The sequence below is a fragment of the Mycoplasma aquilae ATCC BAA-1896 genome (assembly GCF_048074525.1).
Lineage (GTDB): Bacteria > Bacillota_I > Bacilli_A > Mycoplasmatales > Metamycoplasmataceae > Mycoplasmopsis > Mycoplasmopsis aquilae.
The window spans coordinates 106,123-124,411 of the sequence record NZ_CP182208.1 but is presented as its reverse complement, the minus strand read 5'-3'; the positions used below and the strand labels follow the sequence as shown (position 1 = coordinate 124,411).

Sequence of the window (18,289 nt, the reverse complement as noted above, 5' to 3'; positions counted from 1 at the left end):
CATTAAATTAAATTGTTTTCCGAAAGTTCATCGGAGTATTATTATTCTCCACCAACTTTACGTTTTGTAGTAGCTTTTTTAGCAACTGTTTTTGTTGCTTTTGTAGCTGTTGATTTTTTAGCAGCTAATTTAGCAGCAGCTTTCTTTTCAACATCAGCGCTTTTAGCAGCTCTGTCAGCTTTTGCAGCTTCTTTTGCTTTAGTTTCTTCAGCAACTAATGTTGCTTCTTCTTCATCAGCTGGTAAGTAGTTCATATCTGAACCAGCTTTTAAAGTAACCATAGCTTTCTTATAACGGTTTGTAAATCCGTGGAAACGTCCAACATTTTTAGGTTGTTTTTCAACTTTAATTGTTCTAACTGATTCAACTTTTACATTAAAGATTGTTTCGATAGCTTCAGCGATTTGGTGTTTGTTAGCTTTGTAATCTACTTTGAAAGTATAAACACCGTTAGCTCTTTGAATATCTGATTTTTCTGTAAGAACTGGTGCAATGATAACTCTTGTTAATTCCATTATTTAACTTTCCCTTCTAATAGTTTTAAGCTTTCATTTGAAATAACCATAACGTCTGCTCCGATTAATCTTTCAACTGTTAATGAGTTAGCTTTTGATAAAACAACGTTTGAGATGTTTCTTGCTGATTTGTAAACTGTTTCACTTTCAGTAACGATTAATACGTTTCTTAAGTTGCTTAAGTTTAATTCAGCTAATTTAGCAGCCATAGCTTTTGTTGATACTGCTTCTAAAGCAAGATCATCAACTAATACTGCATTGTCTTGAGCTAATAATGTTAATGCTGAAATGAATGCAGCAAGTTTAACTTTCTTATTAACTTTTAATGAGTAGTTTCTGTTGGCTGTAGGACCAAATGCTCTACCACCACCAACTCAGATAGGTGTACGTGTAGAACTTGTTCTTGCACGTCCTGTACCTTTTTGTCTTCATGGTTTTTTACCTGAACCAGAAACTTCTGCACGTGATTTAACTTTGTGTGTTCCTTGTCTTCTTGAAGCTCTTTCTGAAAGAATTGAATCGAAAATTGCTTGTTCGTAAATTTTTTCACTTGCGAATAATTTAGCAGGTAATTCAGCTTTGTAAGCAGCTTTTGTAACATTCTTGTCTTTAGCAACTGTTACTTTAGCTGATTTAGGAGCAGTAGCTTTTTTAGCTGTTGTTGCTTTTGTTGATTTTTTAACTGTTTCAGCCATAACTATTTATCTCCTTTTTCTTCAGCTTCTTGGATTAATGCTGATAATTCAGTTGAGTTCATTCCAACTGTAACTTCAATGTTGAATTTTTTAGCTTTTTCGATTAATTCGTTCATTAACATAACTTCTTCAATGTCAACAAGTTTGATTCCTTCACGGTTTGGAAGACCTTTAACAGCTTCCTTAACTACTACGAAAGATTTTTTAGGTCCTGGAATTGAACCTTTAATTAAAATTAAATTGTTTTTCACATCAACTTTAACGATTTCAAGGTTTTGAACTGTTGTTTTAACATTTCCAAGTTGCCCTGGCATTGTCATACCTTTAAACACTCTGTTACCTGCGATGTCCCCAAGTGATCCAGTTTGTCTAACAGGTTGAGATCCTCCACCTCCACCGTGAGATTTAGGTCCAATGTGTTGATTGTGTCTTTTAATTGTTCCGGCGAATCCTTTTCCTTTTGATGTTCCTGTAACATCTACTAATTCACCTGATGTAAATATGTCAGCTTTAATTTCACTTCCAAGTTCATAACCTGACATATCACGAACTTCTTTAACGAAGCGCTTAGGTGTTGTATCAGCTTTTTTAAAGTGACCTAATTCAGGTTTGTTAACACGATTTGCTTTTTTATCAAATACAGCAAGTTGAGTTGCAACGTAACCATTTTTGTCAGCTGTTAAAACTTTTGACACAACATTTGGTTGTACTTCTATTACAGTAACTGGAACACTTTTACCAGATTCTGTAAAAATTTGAGTCATACCAACTTTACGTCCTAAGATTCCTTTCATTTGTTCTCCTTAAATTGGGTATTAAATTTATTTTACTCTAACTTGAATATCCACACCAGCTGGTAATTCAAGTCTGTTTAATTTATCTTGTGTTTCAGCAGAAGGATTGGTAATTACAACTAATCTTTGGTGTGTTCTGCTTTCGAATTGTTCACGTGATTTCTTGTTAATGTGAACAGATCTTAAGATAGTAACTTCATCTCTTTTTGTAGGTAAAGGAATTGGTCCACTAACTTTTTCAGCACCAGCTGATTTTGCTACTGTAAAAATCTTCTTAGCAGCTTGATCAACTAATGAGTGGTCAAACCCTTTAACTTTGATATTTAGTTTACTCATGTGTTGTCTCCTTTTGTTCTTTTGAACAATAGCTCCTTTTAAAAAACCTAACTCGTCCTCGACAACTGAATCTTGGCAAGCTAGCAACCTTTAAAAATCACAGCTATAGTTGCTTTTGTATTATATTGAAAAAATAAAAAAACAGAAAGGTTTTTTCTGCTTATTTTTTTAACAACTGCTCTTGGTGTATCACGAAGGCTATTATGAGATTTTTTTACTAATTCAGTTGCTTAAAATTTGCATTGGCATGTACTCGTAACCACGTTCTAAAATCTCGTCACCTTGAAGTAATAACATAGTTGGTACCTTAAGTATTTTTCATTTATTATCATGTTCTCTAAATAATTTAGCTTCTTCAGCATCGATATTAATGAAAGTGATTTTGTTATTATGCTCATATTCATTTGCTACTGATTCAACAATTGGTTTCATCATCTTGCAATCGCCGCATCAAGTGGTTGTAAAATTTAAAAATAAAAGATGATCAGCAGGGTTAGTTTCAATAACAGCTTGTGCATCTTTTCAAGACATTTGTTTAAACATATTTTCTCCTTTATAAATAAAAACACATTTATCTGTATTATTTTACAGTATAAATGTGTTTTTTGAATTATTAAATTGTAGTTAATGTTAAAGCTACCATCGGGTCTTTATCTTTAAGTTTAAAGATCTTTTTACGGATAGTTTTTCTTAATTTTTCATTAACTTCTCTCATTGAGGTAAATGTTTTAGTCTTAAATACTTCAACAATTAAATCTGTAATTAATGCATTAGTTTCTTCAATTTCACTTTGGTCAATTACACCAATATAGCTGATATGTAATTGTCCAACAATTTTCTTAGTTTTAGGTGAGTAAAGACCATTAATAACTATAACTCCTTCTCTTCCTAAAGCTTCTCTTTCAGCAATAACTTCTGAAGAAATATCACCTACTCCAAAACCATCAATAATGGTGTTTCCAACTTCTTTAATCTTACCATTGTGACTAAATAACTTATCACCTTGGAAGTGCGCTATTTTCCCGTTTAGTAGCACAACTGGATCGATACTTTGTTTCTTGCCTAGTTCATCACAAATGAATTCACTAGCCCCTACTAAATAACGATATAAACCTTGAGTCGGAATAAAGTAACTTGGTTTAAGGTGTTTTACTAAATTTAATAAATCTTCTTTAGTTGGACGCAAATAGAAGTAATCATTATCCAATATTTCATAAATATTAGGTGTGATTTTTGCAACTAAATCCATCATTTCAGCATACTTAGATTCAAGTCCATTTACTGGAGGCGCCATAAGGATCATAGTATCATCACTATTAAGTTTTAAATAAACATCTTTTTCTGAAGCAATTCTTTCAAAACGATTATATAAACGTTCAGTAGCTGCTGTAACTAAAATAACTGCATTATCATATTTTGTTATTGATTTATAATCAACTACTTCAGGTAGCTTAACATTATCACTAAATTTAGAAATTAAATAAAGTAAGTCAGCATATGTTTTTCCATAAGGAATGATTGGGCGATTGTGTTTGATAGCTAGATCAATTACTTGTTGTATTGAAACCATTTCCTCACCATAAGCCCCTACAATTATTCGTTTATCTTTAGCAGTATTTTCAAAGGCAGCATTAAGTTTAGGGTTTGATTTATATTTATCAATTGCCCGACCAGTAACATTGCTACGTCCTGCATCAGTTACTAAAGCAATAACTGGCTTGTGACTAAAATAGTTAGCTAGAGATTTAAAATTAGTTCTTCCATAAATGCCTAAATCACCTTCTACATAGTTAAACATAAAGATGTAATCACCTGCAGCTGTAGAAAAGTTAAATCCAGTGTTCCCTGGCATTGAACCAGTTAAATTAAATGGAATAACATCTACTGACCCAATTTTAGTTTTACCTCTTAAAGTATTGATTTTAAAGCTTTTTTGATCAATTCCATATTTTGAAATTCTTTCAAGCACCATAACTTTATTAAAGGCTGAAGTATAAATTTGCAAGTTAGGAATTTTCATTAATAATCAAGGTAAAGCTGAGAACGTTTCATTCTTAATATCAGTAATAAAGATACCTTTAATTTTATCCTTATTTTTAATTAAATAACTAAAGTCAGGAATTAAAGTATCCACACCATTATTTGCATCAATTGGTACCTTTACGCCTGCATTAATTACATAAATATCATTATTATGGTCAAAAATATAGCAGTTCTTACCATTTTCGTCTTGCCCACCTAGAGCAAAAATATTAACATTATCCATTATTTTCTCCTGTTGTATTATTTTGTGATTGTATGAAAATTAATAATTATTTATTAACTAGCTTAATTATAACATTAAAGCAAAAAAATATCCGCCACAATTAGCGAATATTTAAATAGTTAATTATTTAACAACGTGTTCTGTAATAACATCGTTTTCAACAACTAAGAATTGGTCACCTTTTTGAATTCCGTATGGTTCAAGAGCTGTAACAGCATTTTCGTGATCTTTCTTAATTAATGGGAATAAAGCTTCAGAATCAACAGATGTTCAAACACTTGAGTATGATCCAAAAGCGTTTACTAATAATGGGTTGTTAACTACACCGATGATTGTTGAATTTGGTCTAAATTTAGCAACTTCTTTTAATAATGTTCCAGTTCTAGACAATGTAACAACAAATTTGTATTTTCCATCTTTTGTTTTTTCAGCAATTTTGTAAGCGATTTGTGAACGTTTGTTTGATTGGTCTGAATTTGCTCAAACTTTTTCAAGTTGCACATCATAGTAGTTTCTTGCGTAGAATTCTTTTTCTGCTCTTCTTGAGATAGCAGACATTGTTTTAACAGCTTCAAGTGGGAATAATCCGTTTGCACTTTCTCCTGAAAGCATTGTTGAGTCAGCACCTAATTCAACTGCATAGTAAACGTCTGTTACTTCTGCACGTGTTGGGTGAGGTGAGTTTTCCATTGAGTCTAACATTTGTGTTGCAACGATAACTGGTTTACCAGCTTCACGACATTTTCTGATCATCATTTTTTCATAGTAAGGAACGTCGTAGTAAGGAATTTCAAGTCCTAAGTCTCCACGAGCAACCATGATACCATCTGATGCTTCAATAATTTCATCGATGTTTACACATCCTAGGTGAGATTCAATTTTTGAGAAAATTTGAATGTGGCTTCCACCATTTTCATCAAGTAATTTTCTTAATTCTTTAACATTACGTGCTGAGTTAACAAATGAAGCAGCAACGTAGTTAATTCCATTTTCAATTCCGAATTTAACGTCGTTGATGTCTTTTTCAGCTAAGAATGGTAATGAGAAGTCAACACCTGGTAAGTTAACACGTTTGTTTGTCTTTAATTTGTGTGTGTTTTCAGCTTTAACTTTAACGTATCCTTTACCTACTTCTGTAACAACTGTTGATAATTTACCATCATCAATTAAAACTTGGTTTCCAACAGCTAAATCTTGTGCCATATCGTAAGCAACTGTGATTTCTGTAGCTGTTCCTTCTAAAGTTTGGTATTTATCACTTGTTGTGTGAATTAAAACTTCAGAACCTGATTGTACTACTTGAGCACCATCCTTCATTTTTCCGATACGAATTTCTGGTCCTTTTGTATCTAACATTAATGAAACAGGGATTTTAAGTTCTTGTGAAACTCTTTTTCCTAATTTGAATTTGTTTAATTGTTCTTCGTGTGAACCGTGGCTAAAGTTAGCTCTAATTGTTGTAACACCATTTTCCACAAGTGAAAGTAACATGTCGTAGTTATCACTTGATGGACCGATAGTAGCTACTAATTTAGTTCTTTTATCAGTAATTTTCATAATACTCCTATAAGTAATTTTTATATATGTATTTTATCACTAATAACAACAATTTTAAAAATTTATTTCTTACCTATTTTTAGGACTTAAAGTTTTTAAAAAATGCATTTTGGCGCATTTATGTCAATGCGCAAGGCATAGAAAAAACCTTGTTAATTTGAAAATTAACAAGGAATGTTATTAAGCAATATTTTTTTCTTCTGCTTTAAAAATATTATTAAAGGTTTGGATACCTTGGGCATCATTTTGTGGGTAAAAACTTCTTACCTTACTTAGGTCATTTTTACTTGCCGCAAGTACTTGATAACCATAAGTATAATGAATTTGAACAGTATTATTTTGGAATTCTAAAGTAACTTTATCTCAATCAATTGCTGTTACCGGAGCTAAGATAAAGTCGAAATATTTCTTAAACCAAGTTTCTCGATCCACGCTAGCTTGGCTAGATTTCGTTATATCCGCTAGCATTTGATCATAACTTGCTTTAAATTTAGCTACTGAATCAAAGTCATGTGTAATATCAGATTCTTTAGCAGAAATCGAAATAGTATTACTTGATTGATATGAGTTAAATTCAGGGAACTTTTTAAAACCTGAAAGTGTGTATACTTTAGTTACACTGTCTTGTAATGAAGCATCTTGTGCTTTCATAGCACTTGTAACTGGGTAAGTTACTTCAAGATATAAAACACCCTCAAAATCGTTGGCATATGACTTAAATTTAATTAATGAATAATCATCTTTATTAAAAATTGCTGCTAATGGTTTAGATTTATCATATAGATAAAATTTTACCTTTGGTTTTTTACCATCATTATCAACTACTTCTTTTTGAGTTAATAATTCAACGATTTTTAATTCTTTACTTCAAACACCACTATCTCACTTTTCTTTTTCTTCTTTTAATTCTTCTTGCAGTCGATTACTTGCGTATTGTGATGCTAAGACATCTTGTTTTAAACTAGAGGTTTTTTGCAATTGATACTTATCTAATTCTTGTACTAGAGTTAATTTCTTTTGTTGCTGTGCAATTGAAATAGATGTTCCAATTATCCCACCAAGTGCAAAGGCCCCAATTATTCCATAGGCTATAAATAGCTTATTACTTTTCTTCATAATTTTCTCCTGATAAGGTATCATTAATATCATTAATTAAGTCATTAATTCCTATTTTAGTTTCGCTTGAGACAATAAAATATTGAAATGGCCCATATAACTGCCTAGCAGTTTGTATATCCTTTAATAATTGATGTTTTTCCTTTTGTTTTAATTTATCTGCTTTAGTATAAACGATTTTAAAAGGCACACCAACACGAGTTAAAAACTCAATTGGTTCAACGTCAGTTTTAGTAATCCCATGTCTTGCATCAATTAATAAATATAAACATTTTAGATTGCTACGATTAATAATGTATTCATCAATCATTTTGTTCATTTCAACTAAGATAGAATTTGACACTTTGGCATATCCATAACCGGGTAGATCAACAAAGACTGCTCCATATTCATTTTGAAAGAAGTTTAAAAGTTGTGTTCTTCCTGGTGTTTTAGACACTTTAGCTAGTTTCTTATTTGAAACAATCGTGTTAATTAATGAGCTCTTGCCCACATTTGAGCGTCCCCAAAAAGCGATCTCATTATAGGGATGCTCGTATCAATTTTCTTTTTTAGTAGCTGATTTTACGAATTTAAACATTGAATTTTTCCTTATGTCTGATTAATCTAGATTGATATTTAATATCTTGGCAATCTGGGACTATTAATATAGTTTCTAGCTCAGGATTTAATTCTTTATTTCCACAAGCTAATTCTAATTCATATCCATAGTCGCTATTGTTTCTGGCGCTACGAATTAGTCATCGTACCCCTAGTTCTTTAGCTAGGTGTGCGGTTAATTTAGTGGTATTTTGTAGCACAATTACCCTAGGCTCGTTTTGGTACAAGTCTTTTATAATTTGATAATTTTTGCTAACCTGCGAGCAATTATCCTTATCAGGGTTTCATGTTACTACAAGGTAAAGTCAATCAAACAATTGCAAGGCTTTAGTCACAATTGCTTGGTGTCCTGGATGGAATGGATCAAATGATCCGGCATACAAGGCAGTTTTATTATTTAGCATAGATTTCTAATGCATCACGTGCAATAACTAATTCTTCATTAGTACGGATAACGAAAACTTTAACTTCACTATCTGGTGTAGAAATTAATGCATATTCATCAAATGGTGCAGTATTTGCTGTATTATCTAGCTTAATGTTTTTGAAAAATAGCTTATCAATTACCATTTGTCTAATTAATGCTACGTTTTCACCAATTCCAGCAGTAAATACTATAGCGTCTGGATTTCCACCAATTTTGTTAGCGTATAAAGCTGTATAGTCAGCAATTTTTTGTGCATATAGTTCTAGAGCGAAAGCTGCATCTTCATTTCCGTTACGAGCAGCTGCTGTAATATCACGCATATCACTTGAAACTGTTGAAACTCCGTATAAACCACTTTGTTTGTTTAGCACATTAGTAAATTCTTCAATTCCCATACCTGTTTGTTTGCATACGAATTCATGGATTGAAGGGTCAATATCACCACTTCTAGTTCCCATCATAATTCCAGCTAGTGGTGTTAGTCCCATTGAAGTATCAAATGATTTTGAATCTTTGATAGCACATAAACTACCACCATTTCCTAAGTGTAAGTTAACAAATGTTACAGTTTCTTTGCCTAGGATTTGAGCTAGTTTTTCTGAGATGTATTGGTGTGAAATTCCATGAGCACCATAACGTTTGATTTTGTATTGTTCAGTTAATTTTTTAGGGATTGCATATGTTGCATTAACTTTATCTATTGTTGTGTGGAATGCTGTATCAAAGTCAGCAGATAATTTAGCGTGTGGGAAAACTTTTCTAAATCCTAAAATCGCTTGAACTGCTCCTGGGTTATGTAAAGGTGCATACATTGAACATTCATCAATTAAAGCAATTTCTTTATCTGTTACTTTAGTTGTGCGATCAAAATATGTTCCACCTTGCACAATTCTAAATCCAATGTTAGAGATTTCATCAGGATTAGAAATTAAGTTAATTTCTTGCATTAATTTATATAACTCATTAACTGCTTCTTCGTGTGTAGGCATAGCTACAACTCTTTCATATTTTTCACCATTGTATTTTAAAACGATGTTTCCTTCTGGTAAGGTAATTCTTTCAGCAATACCGCTAGCAATTAGTTCTAAAGTTTCTTTATCAAATAAACTTAATTTAATTGAACTACTTCCAGCATTAATAACTAAAACTTTTTGATTCATTTCTTTCTCCTTTATTACTTTTAATAAGCATTTGCTTATTTCAAATTTACAAGCTTATTTTTTAAAATAGCTATTAATTAATAGCTAAATTATACCAATTATTCAATTTTTTATCATAGGATAAAGCTATAAAAAAGTACTTATCTTATTATCCGATAAGTACCTAATTGCGTGTAATTAAAATTGTAAAATTAAACTAATTCAATAATTGCCATACGTGTTGAATCACCTTGACGACGAGGTAATTTAATAATTCTTGTGTATCCACCATTTCTTTCAGCGTATTTTGGTGCAATATCTTCGAATAAGTATTTTAATACTTCTTTTCCATCTTTTGTTTGGATTGGACGTAAATAAGCAGCAACAGCACGTCTATTAGCTAATGTTGGGTTTTTAGCCTTTTGAATCATTCTTTCAGCGTGTCTTCTTACTTCTTTTGCTCTTGTTAAAGTTGTTACGATTCTACCGTTAACGTATAATTCGCTCACTAATGAACGCATTACACCATTTCTTCATTTTGTATCACGTGAATAAATTTGAGTTGGATTTGCCATATTACTCATCTCCTTCTTTTAATTCGTAACCATATTCTTTTAATTTGTCTATGATTTCTTGAATTGACTTTTTACCTAAGTTCTTTGTTTGTTCAAGTTGGTTCAATGTAAGTTCTCTAATTTGAGATAATTTAGTTCTCTTAATTCTCTTAAGAGCATTTGCTGAACGAACTGAAAGTCCCATTTGAGCAATATCTAAATCATCTTCTTCTTTTTCTTCAACCTTTGGTGCTTCTTCTTCAAAAATGTCAAGTTTCATGTCTTCTACTGATCCAATTACTTGGAATAATCCCATTAAGATTTCAGCAGCTGATTTAATAGCATCTTTAGCTTTAACAGTTCCATCTGTGTGGATTGTAAAGTCTAATTTTTCTTCTAGTTTTGGTGATGATGAGTTTAATTCAGAAACTGAATATGCAACTTTTGTAATTGGTGAGAAGTTTGAATCAATAGCAATAAAGTTAACCTTTTTAATGTCTGTTAAAGCTGCTAATTCTGCTTCTCTTCTTGATACATAAGCTTTGTTTTCATCAAATGACATATATCCACGTCCAGGACGTAAATATAATTCTAGATTTAATGCATTTTCACTTGAAACTGTTGCTAGATACACATTGTGATCTAGAACTTGCACACTTGGATTATTAACAACTTTTAATGATCTAGCTGTCACAGGTCCAATCGCGTTTGAAGATAAAGTTACCTTGATAATTTCATTATCTGAAACTTCATTGGCATCATATGTGAATCTAACTTTTCTTAGGTTCATAAATAAACTTGGTACATCTTCGACTACATCTTTAATAGTTTGGAATTCATGTGTAACACCTTCGATTCTAACGCAGAATGGTGCTAGTGCTGTAACACTTGAAAGAAGTGTACGTCTAAGTGCAACTCCTAAAGTGTTAGCATATCCTCTTTCTAAACCTTGTAAAGAAAATGTAGTTTCATATTCACTAGTTTCTCTAATTTGTGGTTTTTCTAAATAATTTGGTTTTTTAAATTTTTCCATTGTTTGTACCTTCCTTTATGTTTACGAATTATTTCTTCATACGTTCACGTTTTAAAATACGTTTTGGAGGTCTTGTTCCGTTGTGTGGAACTGGTGTAACGTCCTTGATTTCTGTAACTGTAATTCCGCTAACTTCGATTTGTTTTCTTGCAGCGTCTTTACCAGCTCCAAGTCCTTTTAATTCAACTTTAACTGTTTTGATTCCGTGTTCTTTAGCGGCTTCTGCAGCAGCTTGTGCAGCTAATCCAGCAGCATATGGAGTCTTTTTCTTTGTACCTTTGTATCCAATTGCTCCAGCTGATGATCAAGCAATAACATTACCATTTTCATCTGCAAATGTAACAATTGTATTTTGGTTTGTTGAGTGGATGTGTGCAACACCACTTGTAATGTTCTTTTTCTTTGTCTTACGTGCCATGATTATTTACCTTTCTTTCCAGCAACTGTTTTTCTAGGTCCTTTACGTGTACGAGCGTTTTTCTTAGTACTTTGTCCACGTACAGGTAATCCTTTACGGTGTCTCATTCCACGGTAACATTTAATTTCCATTAAACGTTTAATGTTTAAGCTTACTTCTCTACGTAAGTCACCTTCAGTTGTATATTCTTTAGCAATTTCACGGATTCTTGATAATTCTTCTTCTGATAAATCTTTTACACGAGCATCTTCACTGATGTTTGCTTTAGCACAGATTTCTTTTGCTAATGAGTTTCCAATTCCATAAATGTATGTTAATGAAATAACAACACGTTTATTGTTAGGAATTTCAACGTTTAAAATTCTAGCCATTTAATTTCCCTTCTTATCCTTGTCTTTGTTTGTGTTTTGGTTGTTCACAAATAACACGGATAATTCCTTTACGTTTGATAATTTTACAGTCTTTACACATTTTTTTAACACTTGCTCTAACTTTCATTAGTTCTCCTTTATTTGTGTCTGTATGTAATACGTCCTTGAGTTAAATCATAAGGACTTACTTCTACATCTACTGCATCTCCAGGTAAGATTCTAATGTGATTTACTCTCATTTTACCTGAGATATGCGCTTTAATTACTACGCCATTTTCTAATTCCACAGAATAATCATCTGTTGAATATGCTTCTTTAACAATGCCTGTTAGTTTAATTGCGTCTTTAGCCAATTAAATTCCTTTCGTCAGAATGACACCTTTGCCATTCTTTATTAGTACTGTATGTTCATAATGTGAATTATTACTTCCATCGGCACTAATTACAGTTCATCCATCCTTAAGAGTTTTGATCTTAGGATATTGCGTAATCATTGGTTCAATACAGATAACCATGCCATCTCTTAGCAATGGTCCTGTACCTTTTACACCATCGTTTGGAACATAAGGATCTTCATGTAACTTACGTCCAATTCCGTGGCCACAGAATTCAGCTGGTGTATAAAATCCATTTTCTTTAATGCATTTACCAATAGCATAAGAGATGTCTCCGACTCTTGCACCTTTTTTGATAGCTTTAAATCCAGCATAAAATGATTCTTTTGCTATATCAATTAATTTTTGATCAGCTGCTGAGATTTGGCCAACCCCTTTAGTAAATGCGCTATCACTATTATATCCTTCTCAAATGCAACCTAAGTCAACACTAACTAAGTCACCTTCTTTAAGAACATAATCGCTTGGTATACCATGTATCAATTGTTCGTTTACAGATATACATGCTGTAGCAGGAAAGCCATATAAACCTTTAAACGCAGGTTTAGCTCCCCGTTTTATTATTTCTTTAAAAGCCAATTGATCAATATCTTTTAAAGAAACACCTGGTCTTACAAAGTCCCATATAACTTGTTTGACTTCTGCCAAGATTTTACAAGATTTAGAAATTTTTTCGATTTCTGCTGGATTTTTAATAGTTATCATAGTAAAAATCCTTTCTACTTTATTCTAAAGTTTTTATATTTTATCATTTTTTTCAATTAATTTAAGAACTTTATCCGCCACTAAATCAGGGGTTTGTGAAGCATCTATCACATTTAATTCGTTTAAATTAGCATAATAATCTAATAATGGTTTAGTTTGTTCTTCATATAAATCTAATCTATGTGCGATTCTTTCTTCTGTATCGTCTTGTCTTTGAATTAATTCTCCACCACATAAGTCACATGTACGATTGTCTTTTGAAGGTTTGTATTTTACATGGTAACTTTCAGCACATTTTGAACAAGTTCTTCTTCCACTTAAACGATCTAAAATAATTGCTTTGTCAACTTTTAGTTCGACAACCACAAATTTAAAGTCAGTTAATGTTTTTAAAAATTCTGCTTGAGCTATTGTTCGAGGGAAACCATCAAGAATAAAATATTTATTTTCTTTCTTTAATTTTTCTAGTGCATTCTTAACGATTGCATTAGTAATTTCATCAGGTACATATCCACCTGTTGTAACAATATTTTTTACTTTTAATCCTAATTCTGTTTGTTCTTCTATTTCTTTTCTAAATATATTTCCTGTAGAAACGTGGATTAAATTGCTTTTGCTTGCAATTAATGAGGCTATAGTCCCTTTTCCAGCTCCAGGCTGCCCCATAAAAATAATGTTAGTTTTTAAATTGTTTATCATAATAGTCCTTCGACGCTATTAGCTTCATAGTTTTCGATATTTTTCATTGATTCTCTCTTAGCTTTAGCTAATCTATATGTTTTTCTACGAGCTTGTAATTGGCTCACTGTTTCTAGTGATACACTAACTAAAATCATTAATCCTGTACCACCGAATGAAATTACGCTTGGTAGAATTCCAGCCATAATTTCAACAAATTGCATTCCACCTAATATTAGTAAATAAATAGATGAGAAAACACTTAATCTAAACACAATAGCAATTAAATAGTCTTGTGTTTCTTCTCCAGGTCTAACTCCTGGAATAAATGTTGAATTCTTTGCAAAGTCTTCAGCAATTTTATCAACTTTAGATTGTTGAATCCCCATTACTAAAGAGAATGCAAAAATAATAACTAATAAGAGTGTAAATCCAATAGGTTGTGTAAATTGTAAGTTTTGGTTAATTCATTGTTTAGAAGCATTGGTATCTGGAAGTATATTAGCAATCATAGTAGGGAATGATAAAACCATCATAGCGAAAATAATAGGCATAATTCCACCTGGGTTTAATTTAATAGGTAAATTACCCATATCTTTTTTACTCTTTGATCTACCCGCCCCGATTTGTTGAATAGGTATATGTCTTTCAGCTGTATAAACAATCGCAATAATCATAATGATTACTAAATACACTAGGATGTATGTTGAAAAGTTTACAATACCTACTAATGAACTAGAAAGTTTTGAAGGTTCTAATCCAATGTAGTGAATAAATGCTTCTTTAAACTGAAATGGAAGTCTGGCAGCAATCCCTGTAAAGATAATTAAGCTCGTTCCATTTCCAACACCTTTATTTGTAATTTGCTCAGAAATAAAAAGAGCAAATAATGAAGTAGCAGTAAGAATAACTGGAAGTATAAAATAAGCCATTGTAGCTTCAGATATTCCTGTACCTGCTAGATCGAATCCAATAAATGAATTTCTTCCTCCAGCTGTTAAAGTCTTAAGTAAGAAGACAGCTTGAGGGTATGAAATAATAAGAGTAAGAAATCTTGTGATTACATTTATCTTTCTTCTTCCTTGAGGTCCGCTTTGACTTAATTTATGAACTGGTGGGAAGATTTTGGATTGAAGGATCATCATTATCAATGAGGCATTGATGAATGGGCTGATTCCTAAGGCAAATAATGAAAATTGTCTTAATCCACCACCACCAATTAAGTTAAGGGTGTTTAAAAATGAGTTATTACCTATTTCATCTGCATTAACTAGTCTTACAAATGGAACAGTAATTGTTGTACCCATAATATAAATTATCAAAAGGAATGAGGTAAAAATAACCTTCTTGGTTAATTCTTTATTGCTTCAGAAATTATTTCATTGGTTCTTTATTTTAAATATTAAAGTGCGCAAAATTTCCCCTTTTTTTGTATTACAGCGTAATTATATCTTATTTTTGAAAATAAAAAAACGCCTTTAGCGTTATTTATATGTTCATTGAAAACTGAATAGTAATTAAATAATTCATTAAAATGTCTGAATACATTAACTTTTAAACCTATCAATTTATTAGTAATGGTCAGCTGAATGTATTACTACACTTACACTTCCATCCTATCAACCTCGTAGTCTACAAGGAATTTCAAGGGAATACTTATCTCTGAGGAGGCTTCCCACTTAGATGCTTTCAGCGGTTATCCCTTCCGTACTTAGCTACCCAGCTATGCTCCTGGCGGAACAACTGGAACACCAGCGGTACGTCCACTCCGGTCCTCTCGTACTAAGAGCAGCTCTCATCAATATTCCAACGCCCACATCAGATAGGGACCGAACTGTCTCACGACGTTCTGAACCCAGCTCGCGTACCGCTTTAATTGGCGAACAGCCAAACCCTTGGAACCGACTCCAGCTCCAGGATGCGATGAGCCGACATCGAGGTGCCAAACCTTGCCGTCGATGTGATCTCTTGGGCAAGATAAGCCTGTTATCCCCAGGGTAACTTTTATCCGTTGAGCGACTGCCGTTCCATGACGTACAGCCGGATCACTAAGTCCTGCTTTCGCACCTGCTCGACTTGTAAGTCTCGCAGTCAAGCACACTTCTACCTTTGCGCTCTGCATACGGTTTCTGACCGTATTGAGTGTACCTTTGAACGCCTCCGTTACCTTTTAGGAGGCGACCGCCCCAGTCAAACTACCCACCACGCACTGTCTCCCCACCGGATAACGGTGGCAGGTTAGAAACTCAACATACCAAGGGTGGTATTTCAAGGTCGACTAATCTAGAACTGGCGTCCTAGCCTCAAAGTCTCCCACCTATCCTACACATGTTAGGCCAAGTTTCAATACGAAGTTGTAGTAAAGCTCCATGGGGTCTTTTCGTCTTGATGCGGGTACCCAGCGTTTTCACTGGGACCATAATTTCACCGAGTCCAATGTTGAGACAGTTGAGAGATCATTGCGCCTTTCGTGCAGGTCAGTATTTAGCCGACAAGGAATTTCGCTACCTTAGGACCGTTATAGTTACGGCCGCCGTTCACCCGGGCTTCACTTCAATGCTTCGCGTAAGCTAACAAATCCGCTTAACCTTCGGGCACTGGGCAGGCTTCACCCCCTATACTTCATCTTACGATTTAGCAGAGAGCTGTGTTTTTGATAAACAGTTGCCCCTCACAATTTACTGTGGCCAACCGAAGTTGGCACCCCTTCTCGCGAACTTACGGGGTTAATTTGCAGAGTTCCTTAACATTGGTTTTCTCGCTCGCCTTAGAATACTCATCTTGGGAACGTGTGTCCGTTCTCGGTACAGGCACCTTTTGTTTTATAACGCTTAGAAGCTTTTCTTGGAAGTATGAAATCACACAATTTGCCACAAGTGGCTCTACATAATGACTCCCGGTTATAGAATACGCATTTAACTATATTCACCAGTAATCACTTATCCCTAAATCCGATAATAGGTAGTGCTATCCTTCTTCGTCACTCCATCACTTACGCAGGTGGTACAGGAATATTAACCTGTTGTCCATCGGATACGCTTTTCAGCCTCTCCTTAGGTCCTGACTAACCCTGGGTGGACGAACCTTCCCCAGGAAACCTTTCCCAATAGGCGTTGAGGATTCTCACCTCAAATCGTTACTCATACCGGCATTCTCACTTCTTAACGCTCCACCAGTCCTCACGGTCTGACTTCGCCGCATTAAGAACGCTCCTCTAACGTACTAAATGTACCCGTGGCTTCGGTATCGTGTTTTACTCCCGTTACATTATTGGCGCAAGATCTCTTGACTAGTGAGCTATTACGCACTCTTTAAAGGATGGCTGCTTCAGCCCAACCTCCTAGTTGTTTATGAAATCTCACAACCTTTCTGACTTAACACGATTTTGGGACCCTAGCTGACGATCTGGGTTGTTGCCCTCGCGAGCCGGGACGTTAGCACCCCGGTTCCGACTGCATGATAATACACAATGATATTCGGAGTTTGATTATAGTCAGTACCACTAGACGTGGCCATTCCATATTCAGTGCTCTACCATCAAAGTTTAACATCACACGCTAGCCCTAAAGCTATTTCGAGGAGAACCAGCTATCTCCAAGTTCGATTGGAATTTCTCCGCTATTCACAAGTCATCCGGGCACTTTTCAGCGTACTACGGTTCGGCCCTCCACTTGGGATTAACCAAGCTTCAGCCTGCTCATGAATAGATCACATGGTTTCGGGTATATGTCAACATACTAGTCGCCCTATTAAGACTCGATTTCTCTGCGGCTCCGCTTTTTCTGCTTAACCTCGCATGTTAACATAACTCGCCGGTCCATACTGCAAGATGTACGCCATCACCCATTAACGGGCTCTGACTAATTGTAAGTAAGTGGTTTCAGATTCTATTTCACTCCCTCCCGGGGTTCTTTTCACCTTTCCCTCACGGTACTAGTTCACTATCGGTGTCTGATTAGTATTTAGCCTTACCGGATGGTCCCGGCAGATTCAGACAGGGTTTCACGTGCCCCGCCCTACTCAGGATACTATCAAAAGTCCTTGCCATTTCGCATACGGGAGTATCACCCTCTATGCTTAGTTTTCCCAAACTATTCTGCTATAACAAAGATTTGTAACTTTATGTAGATAGTCCTACAACCCCAGTTTAAAAACTGGTTTGGGCTCTTTCACGTTCGCTCGCCGCTACTGATGAAATCATTTTTATTTTCTTTTCCTGTTGCTACTAAGATGTTTCAGTTCACAACGTGTCTCGCAAATGGAACTATTTTATTCATTCCATAGCAACTAGACATTACTCTAGTTAGGTTTCCCATTCGGAAATCCCCGTTTCGTTGCTTATATCCAGCTCCACGAGGCTTATCGCAGGTAATCACGTCCTTCATCGACTTTCAGACCCAAGGCATCCACCACAAACTCTTACTTATTTAAAAGTTGTAACAATATTTTCCTATTGTTGTTGATGTATTCAAAGACATTTTAACGAATTATTATTTCTAATAATTTCTCGGTATCACAAAACAAATTGACTAATTTATTTTTTGATGTCGTTGTTATATTAATATCTTTACTATTCAGTTTTCAAAGAACATTGAGAGAAAGTTCTCTCAAAACTAGATATATCCCATGACAAAATTATTTGTTTTATAAAAAGGTAATTAAGTAACAATAAATGTTATTTATGTGTACT

At 34.0% G+C, this 18,289-nt stretch carries 19 protein-coding genes, 1 rRNA gene and 1 pseudogene; all 21 read right to left on the bottom strand.

Going from position 1 to position 18,289, the window contains the following annotated elements; translation table 4 throughout:
* Positions 1-41: 41 nt before the first annotated feature.
* A complete protein-coding gene (gene rplW / locus ACM0IS_RS00540) occupies positions 42-515 on the bottom strand; it encodes a 50S ribosomal protein L23 (RefSeq protein WP_416756340.1) in 474 nt (157 codons plus the stop codon).
* Positions 515-1,210 carry a 50S ribosomal protein L4 gene (gene rplD, locus ACM0IS_RS00535; protein WP_416756338.1) on the bottom strand — a complete coding sequence of 232 codons (696 nt, stop codon included), beginning with the start codon at positions 1,208-1,210 and terminating at the stop codon, positions 515-517. Before rplD ends, rplW begins: the two co-directional genes overlap by 1 nt.
* A gap of 170 nt (positions 1,211-1,380) precedes the next feature.
* Positions 1,381-2,004 (bottom strand): annotated as a pseudogene (rplC, locus tag ACM0IS_RS00530) (50S ribosomal protein L3); the annotation flags it as partial.
* A gap of 27 nt (positions 2,005-2,031) precedes the next feature.
* On the bottom strand, positions 2,032-2,340 hold the full coding sequence (rpsJ, locus tag ACM0IS_RS00525) for a 30S ribosomal protein S10 (protein ID WP_416754667.1): 309 nt from the start codon (positions 2,338-2,340) through the stop codon (positions 2,032-2,034).
* A gap of 201 nt (positions 2,341-2,541) precedes the next feature.
* Positions 2,542-2,883: a thioredoxin family protein gene (locus ACM0IS_RS00520; protein ID WP_416756337.1), complete on the bottom strand. Its 342-nt coding sequence runs from the start codon at positions 2,881-2,883 to the stop codon at positions 2,542-2,544.
* Between the two features lie 70 nt (positions 2,884-2,953).
* On the bottom strand, positions 2,954-4,606 hold the full coding sequence (locus tag ACM0IS_RS00515) for a ribonuclease J (protein WP_416756336.1): 1,653 nt from the start codon (positions 4,604-4,606) through the stop codon (positions 2,954-2,956).
* 123 nt (positions 4,607-4,729) lie between these two features.
* Positions 4,730-6,163, bottom strand: coding sequence for a pyruvate kinase (gene pyk, locus ACM0IS_RS00510; RefSeq protein ID WP_416754661.1), 1,434 nt, complete (start codon positions 6,161-6,163; stop codon positions 4,730-4,732).
* Positions 6,164-6,343: 180 nt separating this feature from the next.
* Positions 6,344-7,279 (bottom strand): MAG1430 family protein, encoded by a 936-nt coding sequence (locus tag ACM0IS_RS00505; RefSeq protein ID WP_416756335.1) that lies wholly within the window; start codon positions 7,277-7,279, stop codon positions 6,344-6,346.
* Positions 7,266-7,859, bottom strand: a complete 594-nt coding sequence (yihA, locus tag ACM0IS_RS00500) for a ribosome biogenesis GTP-binding protein YihA/YsxC (protein WP_416756334.1) — start codon at positions 7,857-7,859, stop codon at positions 7,266-7,268. Before yihA ends, ACM0IS_RS00505 begins: the two co-directional genes overlap by 14 nt.
* Entirely contained in the window at positions 7,852-8,283 is a 432-nt protein-coding gene (gene coaD / locus ACM0IS_RS00495; protein WP_416756332.1) for a pantetheine-phosphate adenylyltransferase, read from the bottom strand. The genes yihA and coaD overlap by 8 nt, the downstream gene beginning before the upstream one ends.
* Positions 8,273-9,466, bottom strand: a complete 1,194-nt coding sequence (locus tag ACM0IS_RS00490; protein WP_416756331.1) for an acetate/propionate family kinase — start codon at positions 9,464-9,466, stop codon at positions 8,273-8,275. The genes coaD and ACM0IS_RS00490 overlap by 11 nt, the downstream gene beginning before the upstream one ends.
* A 191-nt stretch (positions 9,467-9,657) precedes the next feature.
* Positions 9,658-10,020: a 50S ribosomal protein L17 gene (gene rplQ, locus ACM0IS_RS00485; protein WP_416738604.1), complete on the bottom strand. Its 363-nt coding sequence runs from the start codon at positions 10,018-10,020 to the stop codon at positions 9,658-9,660.
* A gap of 1 nt (position 10,021) precedes the next feature.
* Positions 10,022-11,032, bottom strand: coding sequence for a DNA-directed RNA polymerase subunit alpha (locus ACM0IS_RS00480; RefSeq protein ID WP_416756329.1), 1,011 nt, complete (start codon positions 11,030-11,032; stop codon positions 10,022-10,024).
* Positions 11,033-11,060: 28 nt separating this feature from the next.
* The gene (rpsK, locus tag ACM0IS_RS00475; RefSeq protein ID WP_257089267.1) at positions 11,061-11,450 is read right to left on the bottom strand and encodes a 30S ribosomal protein S11; all 390 of its coding nucleotides are present in this window, start codon (positions 11,448-11,450) and stop codon (positions 11,061-11,063) included.
* Between the two features lie 2 nt (positions 11,451-11,452).
* A complete protein-coding gene (rpsM, locus tag ACM0IS_RS00470) occupies positions 11,453-11,821 on the bottom strand; it encodes a 30S ribosomal protein S13 (protein ID WP_416738602.1) in 369 nt (122 codons plus the stop codon).
* Positions 11,822-11,834: 13 nt separating this feature from the next.
* Positions 11,835-11,948 (bottom strand): 50S ribosomal protein L36, encoded by a 114-nt coding sequence (rpmJ, locus tag ACM0IS_RS00465; RefSeq protein ID WP_078746966.1) that lies wholly within the window; start codon positions 11,946-11,948, stop codon positions 11,835-11,837.
* Positions 11,949-11,958: 10 nt separating this feature from the next.
* Positions 11,959-12,174, bottom strand: coding sequence for a translation initiation factor IF-1 (infA, locus tag ACM0IS_RS00460; protein WP_416741766.1), 216 nt, complete (start codon positions 12,172-12,174; stop codon positions 11,959-11,961).
* On the bottom strand, positions 12,175-12,921 hold the full coding sequence (map, locus tag ACM0IS_RS00455) for a type I methionyl aminopeptidase (RefSeq protein ID WP_416756327.1): 747 nt from the start codon (positions 12,919-12,921) through the stop codon (positions 12,175-12,177).
* Positions 12,922-12,954: 33 nt separating this feature from the next.
* Positions 12,955-13,620: an adenylate kinase family protein gene (locus ACM0IS_RS00450; protein ID WP_416756325.1), complete on the bottom strand. Its 666-nt coding sequence runs from the start codon at positions 13,618-13,620 to the stop codon at positions 12,955-12,957.
* Positions 13,614-15,014, bottom strand: coding sequence for a preprotein translocase subunit SecY (secY, locus tag ACM0IS_RS00445; protein WP_416756323.1), 1,401 nt, complete (start codon positions 15,012-15,014; stop codon positions 13,614-13,616). Before secY ends, ACM0IS_RS00450 begins: the two co-directional genes overlap by 7 nt.
* A 135-nt stretch (positions 15,015-15,149) precedes the next feature.
* A 23S ribosomal RNA gene (locus ACM0IS_RS00440) occupies positions 15,150-18,032 on the bottom strand.
* Between the last annotated feature and the right edge of the window lie 257 nt (positions 18,033-18,289).